This is a genomic window from Methylomicrobium lacus LW14, from assembly GCF_000527095.1.
GTDB lineage: Bacteria > Pseudomonadota > Gammaproteobacteria > Methylococcales > Methylomonadaceae > Methylomicrobium > Methylomicrobium lacus.
The window spans coordinates 1,479,587-1,492,631 of the sequence record NZ_AZUN01000001.1 but is presented as its reverse complement, the minus strand read 5'-3'; the positions used below and the strand labels follow the sequence as shown (position 1 = coordinate 1,492,631).

Annotated in this window: 7 protein-coding genes; 3 read left to right on the top strand and 4 right to left on the bottom strand. The window is 56.0% G+C overall.

What is annotated here, in order from left to right; genetic code table 11:
* Positions 1–133: 133 nt before the first annotated feature.
* Both METLA_RS0106780 and trhA read right to left on the bottom strand, forming a co-directional pair.
* Positions 134–871 carry a Crp/Fnr family transcriptional regulator gene (locus tag METLA_RS0106780; protein WP_024297817.1) on the bottom strand — a complete coding sequence of 246 codons (738 nt, stop codon included), beginning with the start codon at positions 869–871 and terminating at the stop codon, positions 134–136.
* 86 nt (positions 872–957) lie between these two features.
* Positions 958–1,614: a PAQR family membrane homeostasis protein TrhA gene (gene trhA, locus METLA_RS0106775; protein WP_024297816.1), complete on the bottom strand. Its 657-nt coding sequence runs from the start codon at positions 1,612–1,614 to the stop codon at positions 958–960.
* A 53-nt stretch (positions 1,615–1,667) separates the two neighbouring features.
* Here trhA and METLA_RS20725 point away from each other — a divergent pair, with 53 nt between their 5' ends.
* Positions 1,668–1,919, top strand: coding sequence for a hypothetical protein (locus METLA_RS20725; protein ID WP_152539399.1), 252 nt, complete (start codon positions 1,668–1,670; stop codon positions 1,917–1,919).
* 20 nt (positions 1,920–1,939) lie between these two features.
* Here the strand turns inward: METLA_RS20725 and METLA_RS0106765 are convergent, their stop codons facing one another.
* Together METLA_RS0106765 and METLA_RS0106760 are read right to left on the bottom strand one after the other, a co-directional pair.
* On the bottom strand, positions 1,940–2,485 hold the full coding sequence (locus tag METLA_RS0106765; RefSeq protein ID WP_024297815.1) for a hypothetical protein: 546 nt from the start codon (positions 2,483–2,485) through the stop codon (positions 1,940–1,942).
* Positions 2,486–2,730: 245 nt separating this feature from the next.
* A complete protein-coding gene (locus METLA_RS0106760; RefSeq protein WP_024297814.1) occupies positions 2,731–3,477 on the bottom strand; it encodes a class I SAM-dependent methyltransferase in 747 nt (248 codons plus the stop codon).
* Between the two features lie 504 nt (positions 3,478–3,981).
* Here METLA_RS0106760 and METLA_RS21880 point away from each other — a divergent pair.
* Both METLA_RS21880 and METLA_RS0106750 read left to right on the top strand, forming a co-directional pair.
* On the top strand, positions 3,982–4,140 hold the full coding sequence (locus METLA_RS21880; protein ID WP_036281533.1) for a DUF3309 family protein: 159 nt from the start codon (positions 3,982–3,984) through the stop codon (positions 4,138–4,140).
* Positions 4,141–4,275: 135 nt separating this feature from the next.
* A complete protein-coding gene (locus tag METLA_RS0106750) occupies positions 4,276–12,999 on the top strand; it encodes a glycoside hydrolase family 94 protein (protein WP_024297813.1) in 8,724 nt (2,907 codons plus the stop codon).
* The last annotated feature ends 46 nt before the right edge of the window (positions 13,000–13,045 follow it).

Below are 13,045 nucleotides of genomic sequence, written 5' to 3'. Positions count from 1 at the left end.
ATGGTGACCTCGCTGCCGTCCGTGTTTACGGCGAGAATGTGGAGCTTAACAAATCATTGTCTAGGTCTGACAATCTTACCATCCGATAAATTCAGGTGACAAAGATTTGTTCCAAGCGTTCGAACGCACGATGTCAAATGGCTATACGGGGGGGATGGAGCAGGCGATCGGATTCCATTTTGACCACTTGGTAGCACTCACAGACCCGTGCCTCCAATCCCGGCCTGTCCAGAACCGTTATGTGCCCCCGTCTATAATGAATCAATCCTGCTCGCTGCAGATTCCCCGCCGCCTCCGTAACGCCTTCACGGCGAACGCCCAGCATATTGGCAATCAATTCATGGGTCATATTCAACTCATTCGAAGAAAGCCTATCGAGACTGAGTAATATCCAGCGACATAATTGCTGGTCCACCTCATGATGTCGGTTGCAGGCTGCTGTCTGTGTCATCTGGGTAATGAGCGCCTGGGTATAGCGTAGCAACAAATGATTCAGCGCCCCGTAGCGGCGTCCCCCCGAGCGGCTAAATTCCTTCATCAGCATAGGCGCATTCAACCGATAGGCATAGCCTGCGCTTTGCACAACCGCTCGATTAGGCATGCTCAGTCCTCCCATGAAGAGAGGCACACCAATGAGGCCATCGTTTCCGACAACAGCAATTTCGGTCGACGCGCCATTCTCCATTACATAAAGTAGGGAGACGATGCTGTTCGTTGGGAAATAAGCGTATTGCAACTTTTCACCCGACTCGTAAATGACTTCACCGAGCGGCATCGGGACCAGCTTAAGATTGGGCAGAAGTCGCTCGAATTCGACAGCGGGCAGGCAGTTGAGAAGATGATTTTGCCGAGGATTATCAAAGTCATTCATAAACAATTGTCTCAATAGGCTAAAACATTGGCGGATGTGTTATAACAGTTGAATCCGGCATGACTCCGCTGGCGCCTGGGTAAGCGCTAGGCAGCGTACCAAAGCACGGCGAAGTAGTGGCAGGTAGAACCTGCGATAACGCACAAGTGCCAGATTAAATGCCCATACCGCAGGTGAGAATCAATTGCCAGGAAAGCTACGCCTACGGTGTAAGCCACGCCTCCCGCAACCAGCAAGAGCACGCCGGCTTGCGGCACAGAGGCAAACAAGGGATCGAATGCGATCACGATCAGCCATCCCATGAGCAGATAAATACCGGTAGGGACCATCGGATGGGACATTTTATCGAATACCACCAGTGCAACTCCGATCGTGGCAAGCCCCCAAATAAGACCAAGAAGCGTCCAGCCCCAGGTGCCGTGAAGAACTCCAAGTGTGAACGGTGTATAGGTACTGGCGATGAAGATGAAGATCACCGCTTGCTCGAATGCGCGAAATACCCGCTTGGCCCTCCCTATCGGTAAAGCATGATAGAGGGTCGAAAGAAGATAAAGCAGCACCATGGTCGCTGCGAAGAGGCTCGCGCCGACCATGAATTCTGAATTGCCGTGGCGTGCGGCATGCATGATCAGAAACGGTGTTCCCAGCAGGGCCGCAACCAGTCCAATACCATGGCTGACGCTGTTCGCGATTTCTTCCAGTCGCGACTGCTCACGCACCGGCGCTGAAAATAGTCTACGCATACAAAACCCTCCTCCGGTCTAACATTAAATACTGCCAACCGCCCTGAACAGCGATGTTAAAGGTTTCGTTAACTGGAAAATATGATGTCATCGCTGCTGCTGAAGTTCAAAACTCATGGTCTGGGTTGGAACTGATGGAGCTGTTATTCAGCCGTTCGACGCGCATCCGGAGGCGGGGTCTGACGGAGAAAGCGGCGATGCGCCGCCAAAAAGACACTGATGAACCCTGGAAAAAGAAAAGCCACGAGCGTCTTACGGCGCAAGCATCATTTTTGTGGCTGGGTTTGCTTGTCTGCAAGGCCTGAATCGATTTGTGACGAGTTCGTCAGCAGAGCACCACAAGCAAGATCAAGCCAGGGATGATTCCCAGAATCAAACCGACCACGATGGCAATAATCTCGCCCGTTGAGTAATTGCAACTCCCACCACCGGCGGTTGCCCGGACTGCACTGTCATCATCAAGCCCCGCTATCATCATGCCGTCGAATGCATCGGCGACTTGTTCCTGGGAGGATGCCACAATGATACGTGAGCGGGCATCACTAAGACGGGTTTCGGCCAAGCGGAGATCCTCGCTGAAAGGCATGATTGAACGAGCATTTCTGAGTGCGTCGATTGCATCGTTCGTCGGTATCAGAGCCAGTGCGCGCGCCTCATTGAGATTGCCTGCTGCTGATATGTCATCACGCAAGCGAATAAGCTCCGGATTCTGTGCCGCCCCCGTGGCGCACGTAGCCGAGGCCAAACCCAAAGACTCTATCGTAGGCATAGGCCAAGCTTTCGCGGCAGCTGTTGTCGGCATCATAAAAATGCCGATAGGAGGGATCGCCAGCATTATTAACGCGAACAAAAATTTTTTACTTTCAGACATGGTCTCTCTCCTTCATCGCTCATGCCTATAGCGCGATCAATGAGTAATAAGTAGATGAATTGGGATTAGGTCATTGCTTGCATCGCCGTTAGTTTTTTGTCTTCTTGAGGATGGGATAAAAAACAATTTTTAATGGATAACTTATACGATATGAAAAAAATGGATAATTTACTATTAGTAAAAATACTTATAATCAGTGGGTATTTTGTCTCATCATCAAAGCAGTAATTCTATAGCGCCAGACCTTATGGAGTATTACCGGGAAACACACCCTTGCTGCAGACGATCAGGATCTCGCCGACCCCATCCGTATTGATCAGGCCTTCATGAAGCTGGAGGGGTTTCTGCAAACGTATCGTATACGGCATGACCCGGTTATACCACTTCATCGCTTTCTCTCGGCGATGTGTCAAAAACCACATACCGAGATCCAGCAGCCATGAGGAACTGGGCTGCATGCCGAAGACGGCACTTCGTTCTATGGTAAAGCCATGCTGTTGCAACAGACTCTGAATCTGCTTCGGTTCATAGCGCCGTCGATGGCCGACGAAATCGTCAAAAGGCGTCCACATCTCGGGATGCAGCGGCGTTGACAGCAACAGGGTCGCCCCCGTTGCGGCGACACGAGACAATTCCGCCATGGCCCTCCGATCATCATCCACGTGCTCGATAATATCGAGAGCACACAACAAATCAAAGCTGCCGTCGGCAAAGGGCAATCTGCCAATGGGGGCCATCACCGGTCTCCCTCCGCAGGCGGCCAGTTGTGTCAACGCATTCATACTGATGTCGACAAAAGCTGTGCCGTCAACGGGCAGCCGTGGCCGTAACCCGGGCGCCACTTCCAGGCGACGAATCGCCTTGGCCGCCAGCGGGCTGATCAATGGCCAGGTGTTGAAACGCTCCGGTTCAACCAGTTGGGCATCACGCCAGAGGGGCTCATAGAAATTCCGGTTCGCTACCAGAAGTTCGTGGTCATTTAGCGTGTTCAAAGTCGTTACGACTCCAGGGAGAAATTAGAGGATTGCACGGAATCTTTGAATCCATCTCATGGTTAACGATCCGGATGAGGGTAAGGATTTGTGCGAAGTCCGACGTGAAACCAGAAAAAACGATTCGTATGCAATTTATATTAATCTTTGGATTCAAGTCAAAAGGCAATTGCAGCCTATGCGGATTTGCCCGAGGCAGGGCTTCATGTGTCGCCGACAGAGTCATTGTGTACGATAGTGTACAGACTGCGTCCGATCTTAATGCCATTCTGTCTCTGAAGTTTTTTTTCACTTAAGCAATACTACCCTGACTATCGCGACCGAACCCTTATCTGCGGGCATCGAGGTTTTGCAGTTATTTCGTGGCCGTGTATTTGAACGTCGTGAGTATCTTGGGTCTTATACACCAAAGCCTCGCATGAGGCGATGTGTCGAAGGCGCCAAGGCCGCGCAGTTTCGGAACCGTTTTCAGATTAACTTTATTTGTCTAGCAGGAGAGCTACCATGTCAGTTGGCACAATTTTACTCATCATTCTCATCCTTCTTCTCGTTGGCGTCATTCCAATCTGGCCACACAGCCGGGGCTGGGGTTATGGTCCCAGCGGCGGGCTCGGGACGATTTTGATCATCTTACTGGTTCTTGTCTTATTGGGCATCATATAGCCTTAATATTTTACCGTTCCGTTTTCACTTTCTGAGTCAAAGCCGATACGAGTCGCCTCATTCCAGAGTGAGAAAGACTCGATCCGCTTTGCTGGGCAGGAAGCTAAATTTTATTTAGGCTCGGAGAATAAAACCATGGCGAAGCGGCGAGAACAAAGGCGATACGCTAGGATAGATCACCCGGGGAATGATGAGGCGCCCATCCGGTTCGAGTTATTCAGCACCGAACGGCTAGAACAGCATGCGGTCAGTTTAGCACAAGCGCAAAAAGTCAGCCGTCGCAAGCAAGGACGCAAACTGATCCCGCGGGTGCGCGAGAATTGCCGGGTGCTGGTCGATGCCTATGAAGCTGTCGCCAAGGCGGTAAGTCAGCAACGCGCCATCACACCGGCGGCGGAATGGCTACTGGATAATTTTCATGTGATCCAGGAGCAGGTCAGCGACATTCAAGTCGATTTGCCTGAAAGTTATTACCGGGCGCTGCCCAAGTTGGCCGAAGGCATACTCGAGGGCTATCCCCGCGTCTACGGCATCGCCTGGGCCTTGGTAGCCCATACCGACAGCCGCTTTGCCCCGGAGTTATTGACGCTTTTCGTGCGGGCGTATCAAAGCGTCGATCCTCTCACCCTCGGTGAACTCTGGGCGATCCCGAGTACTTTACGCGTGTTGCTTGTCGAAAATCTGCGCCGTCTGGCGGTTCGCACCATGCGTTCTCAAACAGGTCGCCAGCTGGCGGACGAGTTCGTCGATCAGATCGAACAAATCATCGCTCAAACCGATAAACTGGAATCGCCTCTCCCCGCGGCGACATTACCCGCCGTTCCGTTGCGTCAGGCATACGCCGTACAGATCTTGCAGCGATTACATGACCCGCATCCTGGCGCGGAGCTCTCCCTCGATTACCTGAATGAATGGCTTAGCGAGCAAGGTGTCAGTCTGGATGAAATCGTGCATCGCGAACACGCCGACCAGATCGCCGATAACCTGACGGTCCGCAACATCATCCTCAGCATGCGCGCTATTTCCGCATTCGAATGGCCCCAGTTCGTCGAGGATGCGAGCCTGGTGGACGAGCGCCTGCGCGCTCATGACGGCTATGGGGCAATGGATTTTCTGACACGCGACCGTTATCGCCACGCCATCGAAGATCTCGCCAAACGCTCTCCGCATGCGGAGGTGGGGATAGCTAGCCGGGTGATAGACAAAGTTCAACGCGCCAGTGAACAAGACTCAACCGACGCACGACAGCTGGATCCGGGCTATTACTTGATCGGCGCCGGCCGCTATGCGTTCGAAAAGGAAGTCGATTTTCGACCTTCTTTCAAGCAATGGCTGCTGCGCGCTTATGTCGCTTATGCCGGGCTCGCTTATGCGGCTAGTCTTGCCATGTTGACAGGGCTGTTGCTCGCGCTTCCCTTGAACTCATGTATAGCGGCAGGGGTCGGCGGATTTCAATTGTTCCTGCTTGCCTTATTCGGTGTGTTTCCCGCATCGGATATCGCGGTCGGCCTCGTTAACCGGCTCATTATTGCAGGCCTTCCACCGAGCCACCTGCCACGGCTCGAACTGAAGGGCGGCGTGCCCGAGGCGCTGAGTACGTTCGTCGTCGTGCCGACAATGTTCGTGACCGAGACCGGGGTAAAGGAGCAGCTCGAGCAAATGGAGATTCGCTATCTGTCCAATCCTAACGGCCAATTGCGCTTTGCCTTGTTGTCGGATTGGAGCGATGCGGAGCGAGAAACGATGCCGAACGATGCCCGGCTGCTGAGCATAGCCACTGCCGGGGTGGCGGCGCTCAACGCCAGGTATGGAGACCAACGCTTCTTTGTGTTTCACCGCAAACGTTTGTGGAATCCATCCGAAGGCAAGTGGATGGGCTGGGAACGCAAGCGCGGCAAGCTGCACGAGTTTAACCGCTTGTTGCGCGGCGCTGTCGATACGTCTTTTCTGCCGATCGATGGCAAGCCAGCGGCCGCGCCCCCCGGTGTTCGTTATGTGCTTACCCTCGATGCCGACACCAAGTTGCCCATGGGCGTTGTATCACAATTGGTGGGAGTGGCCGCCCATCCGCTGAACCGACCGGCGATCGATCCGAGAACCCAGTGTGCCGTGGATGGCTACAGCATTATCCAGCCTCGCGTGACGGCAACCCTGCCGCAGCGGCAGGAACGTTCGATGTTTCACCGGATTTTTGCCGGCAGCTCGGGCACCGACGCTTACGCCAGTACGGTATCCGAACTTTATCAGGATCTATTCGGACTGGGCACTTACAGCGGCAAGGGCTTATATGATGTGGATGCGTTTGAAGCCGTTCTGGCTGGGCGCGTGCCGGAAAACACCCAGCTCAGTCATGACTTGTTCGAGAGCGTATTTGCGCGTTGCGCGCTGGTGAGCGATATCGAGTTTTTTGAAGAATTTCCTTCCCATGCAGAGGTGGCGGCATCGCGGCAGCACCGCTGGGCGCGTGGCGATTGGCAGCTATTACCCTGGATTTTCGGGCCTCGCGGCAAGGATATGCCCATGATCGGGCGCTGGAAGATGCTAGACAATTTGCGCCGATCCCTATCGGCCCCAGCAACCTTCTCCGCACTGGTCGCAACCTGGGCTATACCGAATGCACCGCAAGGGATCCTAATGGGTTTCGTCCTGACGGCATTGGCTTTTCCCGCCATCCTGTCTATCACAAGTGGATTTATGTTGCCCCGTCGAGGCACTTCGCTCGTTACTCATCTACGCGCAACGGGTGAGAATATGTTATGGGGATTTGGCAGCAGTCTGGTGGAGCTGACCTTACTTGCCCAGCACGCCTGGCAGATGACGGACGCCATCGTCAGAACCTTAGTGCGGCTGTTCATTACCCGGCGTCGATTGCTGACATGGACCACGGCCCTGCAGGCAAAGGCAGCGGCAAGTCATACGATGAAGAATCTGATTCGGCCCCTGAGCATCTCGTCTACGGTCGCCATTGCCTCCAGTGTCGTAGTAGTGCTTTTCAATCCGGCGGGCATCAGGTTTGCTACACCCTTCCTGTTATTGTGGTGGCTGGCGCCAGTCATCGCCCGCGCATTGAGCCTTCCGCCCAGACTGGATCTGGCTGAAACGCTACAGCCCGAGGATAACGTTCAACTTCGCTTGATCGGAAGGCGTATATGGCGCTTTTTCACGACCTTCGTGACCCAGGAGGAACACTATTTACCGCCCGATAATTTTCAGGAAACCCCGCAACCTGTTATCGCCCATCGCAGTTCGCCTACCAATTTCGGTCTGTATCTGTTGTCAGTGGTAAGCGCCCGGGATTTCGGCTGGATAGGCTTGAGTGATACCGTAGACCGACTCGAAGATACACTGAAGACACTGATCGCGCTGCCGCGCCTGCACGGCCATTTTTACAATTGGTACGATACCCGCGATCTGCACATGCTGGAACCCCGCTATGTTTCGACCGTTGACAGCGGCAATCTGGCTGGGCATTTACTTGCGCTGGCCCAGGCATGCCGGGAAACGTTGAGGCGACCGCTTTCATTCTCCACGGCGTTGATAGGCCTTTCGGATACTCATCGACTACTCATGGATTCGCTCGCCATCATCACCGATGACCGGCGTACGCTGACCGTGAGTCTGAAAGAGCTGCGGCAAAAAGGCGTCGTTCTTGGAGAGCTTTTGGGGAGCCAGCCTATAGACTACGAAGAATGGAGTCGACTGTGGGGGCGGTTGACGGGCTGCGTTGACACGCTACAGGATCTGGCAAGCGCCTATGCCGATGAACGGGGCGATTCCGGCGACAGTGAAGTGCTCGCGTGGGTTACGCTGCTGCGCGATGACATCCGTTCTCATGTACGTGATGTGGAGTGCCTGGTTCCCTGGATCCATTTTGCGGGTCAGCTGGACGCTTGGGCTGAAACGGAGGAGCAAGGCCTTCAGCTTGAGGCGTTTCGGAAAGAGTTGAGTCTCGATACTCACCTGTGTGACTTAGGCGACAGCTATGCATTGGCTTTGGCTCACCTTGAGGCATTGCCACAAGAGCCCTTGGCTTTGTCTGGTGATCCGGAAACTCTGTCGATGATGCTGCGGCGCGCCGGAGAGCAGGCCGAAGTGCTCACGAAGCGTCTGGAAGCCATGGCTGCACAATTGGATGCCTTATTCCACGAAATGGACTTCCGCTTCCTCTATGATGAGGTGCGGCATATGTTTGCGCTGGGTTATCGGGTGACGGAAGGGGCTCTCGATGACAGCTATTACGATTTATTGGCCTCCGAGGCGCGCCTCTCCAGTTTTATCGCGATCGCCAAGCGTGATGTGCCGAGCCTGCACTGGTTCCATCTTGGGCGCAGGGTGACACGTGCGGCGCATGGTACCGTGCTGTTGTCGTGGTCGGGATCGATGTTCGAATATCTGATGCCTTCTCTGGTGACCTATACGCCGCGTTACAGTTTGCTCGATCAGACCTGCCGGCTGGTCGTGAAGCGACAGATCGAATATGGTAAAGAACGCGGCGTGCCGTGGGGGGTTTCCGAGTCAGCTTTCAATGTACGCGATCTTTTCTTCACCTATCAGTATTCCGCTTTTGGCGTACCCGGCTTGGGGATGAAGCGAGGGCTCGGTGAAGATCTGGTCATTGCCCCTTACGCGACGGCTTTGGCTTCAATGTACCTGCCGCATGCCGCCGTGGAAAACTTCCAGCGCCTGGAAAAGGAAGGCGCATTAGGTCCCTTCGGCTTCTATGAAGCGCTGGATTTCACCCCGATCCGGCTTGCAAGTGGGCAGCGGATGGCGATGGTGCGGTGTTATATGGCCCACCACCAGGGCATGTCCTTGGTGGCCTTCTCTAATGCAGTCCATGACGGTAGAATGCGCCATCGCTTCCATCAGGCACCGTTGATCCAGTCGGCCGAATTGTTACTGCAGGAACGCATCCCGCGCGGCGCGGATGCCCTCTGCCTGCCATTCCTCCAGGACCTTCCCGAAGTCAAGGAATCGGCACAGCCACCCGTTCGGCGCGTACCTTCGCCCACATCGTTGGTCCCTTCCTCGCACTTGCTCTCCAACGGCCGTTACGCGGTGATGATCACTGCCGCCGGATCGGGTTACAGCCTTTGCCAGAATTTGGCCGTAACACGCTGGCGCGAAGACGTGACGCGGGATGCCTGGGGGAATTATATCTATCTGCGCGATATTGAAACCGGCCAGGTATGGTCCGCCGGGTATCAACCGACGACGATGGCGCCCGCTGACTACGAGGTGGTTTTTGCCGAAGATCGCGCCCGTATCAGCCGCACGGACGGCAGCATGGTCAGCACGCTGGAGATCCTCGTTTCGCCCGAGGATGATGCGGAAATCCGCCGCCTGAGTCTGACCAATAACGGGATGCAGGCTCGGGAAATCGAGATCACGTCTTACGCGGAGATCGTACTCGCACCCTTGCCGGCCGACATCGCGCATCCGGCTTTTTCCAACCTGTTCGTCCGGACCGAATATTTTCCCCAGGCCTGTGCGCTGATAGCACGGCGGCGCCAGCGTGCGGACGGAGACCCGAACCTCTGGGCGGCGCATGTGTTGGCCTGTGTCGGAGCCGAAGACGGTCTCCAATACGAAACCGACCGGGCCCGTTTTATCGGGCGTGGGCATACGCTGCGGGAGCCGATCGCGGTGATGGATGGGCGCCCGTTGACCAACACGGTCGGCTCGGTTCTCGATCCGATTTTCAGTTTGCGCACGCGGATTCGCATCGCGGCAGGCGCAACCGAACACGTCACGTTCACTACCCTGGTCGCCGCGTCACGCCAGGCGCTGGAGGAGCTGGCCGACAAATATCACAACGCGGCGGCGTTCGACCGCGTGTCTTCCCTGGCGTGGACTCACGCCCATGTGCAACTGCATTATTTGCGTACCAAGCCCGACGAAGCCCAGCTATTTCAGGATCTGGCCAACCGCTTGGTCTACGCCGATCCCTCGCTTCGGCCAACCGGCAGGATGATGCAGCTGAATACGTTGAATGTCACCTCGCTATGGCGGCATGGCATCTCGGGCGATCGCCCGATCGTGTTGCTGCGCATATCAGAACCGGAAGATCGAATCCTCGTCGAACAATTACTGCGCGCCCACGAGTACTGGCGCATGAAAGGCCTCGCCGCTGACGTCGTTATTTTGAATGAAAAAGAGTTTTCTTACGCTGGAGACCTGCAGACTTTGCTGGAGGGCATGGTGCGGGAAAAACAGGCGCTTTGGTTTCATCAAGAACATAAAATTCAGGGTGCTATTTTTGTCTTGCGTGGCGACCAGCTCTCGGTCGAAGAACGGCGTATGCTGCAAACGGTCGCGCGCGCGGTGCTGGCCAGCAATCGCGGCACATTGGCCGAACAACTGTTGAGACACCAGCGGCCGGCGGCAGCTTTCGTTGCGCCGAAAGCGTTGACCACTCCCGGAATGGATTCGCTACCGTTGTCTCTCCCTCCGCTCGAATTTTTTAACGGGCTCGGTGGTTTTGTCGAAGACGGGCGCGAATACGTGATCGTGCTCGATAAAGGACAGTGGACGCCAGCCCCCTGGATCAATGTGATCGCCAATGCCGAATTTGGCTTTACGGTGTCGGAGTTGGGCAGCGGCTGCACCTGGTGCGGTAACAGCCGCGAAAACCAGTTGACGCCCTGGTCGAACGACCCGGTCAGCGATCCGCCCGGCGAAGTTTTCTATTTGCGTGACGATGAAACGAATGAATTGTGGAGCCCGACCGCTCTGCCGATCAGGGTCGATAATACGAGTTATGTGATTCGCCATGGGCAGGGCTATAGTCGTTTCGAGCATGCCTCCCATGGGATACATAGCGACTTGCTGCAATTCGTCAGCCCGGACGATCCGGTCAAGATTTCGTCTTTGACCTTGACGAATGTTTCGGGGCGAACCCGCCGTCTGACGGTTGCGGCTTACGTGGAGTGGGTGCTCGGCTCTTCGCGCACGGTGACCGCATCTCACGTTATCACCGAGATGGATCCGGAAACCGGGGCCATGTTTGCGGTCAATCCCTGGGACATGGAATTCGGCGAGCGTATCGCTTTCGCCGATCTCGCTGGACGGCAAACCGGGTGGACTGCAAATCGGACTGAGTTCATTGGCCCTAACGGCAGCCTGGATGCACCGGTAGGCTTGCTGAGCCCCAAGGCGCTGAAAAAACGCGTTGGTGCAGGGTTGGATCCTTGCGCGGCGCTGAAGACAGTCATCGAACTCGAGCCCAACGGGCGGGCCGAGATTGTTTTCCTGTTGGGACAAGGCAAAGATCGTGCCCATGCCCGCGAGTTGGTCCAGCGCTACCGGGAAACCAAGGTAGCCACAACGTTTGCCCAGGTGAAGCAGGCGTGGGAGCAAGTGCTTGCCAAGGTTCAGGTGAAAACGCCGGACCGGGAGCTCGATCTCTTGCTGAACCGCTGGCTGCTGTATCAATCCCTGAGTTGCCGGATGTGGGCTAGGGCCGCGTTCTATCAGGTGGGTGGGGCATTCGGTTTTCGCGATCAGCTGCAGGACTGCATGGCATTGGCGGTCGCCCGGCCCGATCTGGCCCGCTCCCACATCCTTCACGCCGCATCGCGCCAGTTTGTCGAGGGGGATGTGCAGCATTGGTGGCATCCACCCACTGGCCGCGGCGTGCGTACCCATTTTTCCGACGACCGGGTTTGGTTGCCCTATGTCGTCTCCCACTATGTGAGGGTAAGCGGCGATGCCGGCGTGCTCGAGGAGGACGTGCCGTTTCTGGAGGGGCCTCAGCTTGAGCCGGAACAGGATGACGCCTATTACGAACCGACCCAGTCGATGCAGCACGCGACCCTTTTCGAACATTGCGCGCGTGCGCTCGACCTAAGCCTGAAAACGGGGGGGCACGGTCTACCCCTGATGGGGAGCGGCGACTGGAATGACGGTATGAATCGGGTCGGCAACCAGGGCAAGGGCGAGAGTGTCTGGATGGCCTGGTTTCTGCTCGCCACGCTGTCCGAATTCGCCCATGTGGCGGAGGGCAGGGGCGAGCAGGAGCGGGCCAGCCGCTGGCGCGAGCACGCTAACCAACTGAAAGCCGCCGTGGAGGCGGAAGGCTGGGATGGGGCATGGTACCGGCGCGCCTTTTTCGATGACGGCAGCCCCTTGGGTTCTGCTGCCAACGCCGAGTGCCGCATCGATTCGATTGCGCAGAGCTGGGGTGTCATTTCCGGTGCCGCCGAGGCCGAACGCGCGCAGCGGGCGATGAATTCGGTACGGGAATATCTTGTTCGCTACGGCGACGATCTGGTGTTGCTGTTCACACCGCCTTTCGACAAGACCGAGCGTGATCCCGGTTATATCAAAAGCTATCCTCCAGGCGTGCGGGAGAACGGCGGGCAGTATACCCACGCGGCGATCTGGTCCGTCATCGCCTATGCCATGCTCGGTGACGGCGATCAAGCCGCGGAACTGCTGCATATGCTCAATCCGATCAAGCGCACGGCCACCCGCACCGGCGTTTACGCCTATAAGGTCGAGCCATATGTGCTGGCGGCGGACATCTATGCCGAGCCACCGCACGTTCGGCGTGGCGGCTGGACCTGGTACACGGGGGCTGCGGGTTGGTATTACCGTGCCGGCATCGAATGGGTCTTGGGCTTACAGGTCCGCGCCGACCAATTGGTCTTTGATCCCTGTATTCCCAGGGCTTGGCGCAGTTTCAGCATTTCTTATCAGCACGAAAATACGCGCTATGAAATCGCGGTTGAGAACCCTAACGAAGTGACACGCGGTGTGGTCACAATAGAACTCGACGGAGAACGCCAGCCAAACGGCAATAGCATTACCTTACAGGATGACGGACGACTGCATCGGGTGCGTGTGGTGCTTGGTTAACGCTTTTGGGACTGACCTAGTGTGTTTTACGTTGGGTCACTCTTTA

Excerpts from the sequence above, each read along its gene's own strand:
- METLA_RS0106780 (WP_024297817.1), bottom strand. The coding sequence starts at position 871 with ATGAATGACTTTGATAATCCTCGGCAAAATCATCTTCTCAACTGCCTG.
- trhA (WP_024297816.1), bottom strand. The coding sequence starts at position 1,614 with ATGCGTAGACTATTTTCAGCGCCGGTGCGTGAGCAGTCGCGACTGGAA.
- METLA_RS20725 (WP_152539399.1), top strand. The coding sequence starts at position 1,668 with ATGTTAAAGGTTTCGTTAACTGGAAAATATGATGTCATCGCTGCTGCT.
- METLA_RS0106765 (WP_024297815.1), bottom strand. The coding sequence starts at position 2,485 with ATGTCTGAAAGTAAAAAATTTTTGTTCGCGTTAATAATGCTGGCGATC.
- METLA_RS21880 (WP_036281533.1), top strand. The coding sequence starts at position 3,982 with ATGTCAGTTGGCACAATTTTACTCATCATTCTCATCCTTCTTCTCGTT.
- METLA_RS0106750 (WP_024297813.1), top strand. The coding sequence starts at position 4,276 with ATGGCGAAGCGGCGAGAACAAAGGCGATACGCTAGGATAGATCACCCG.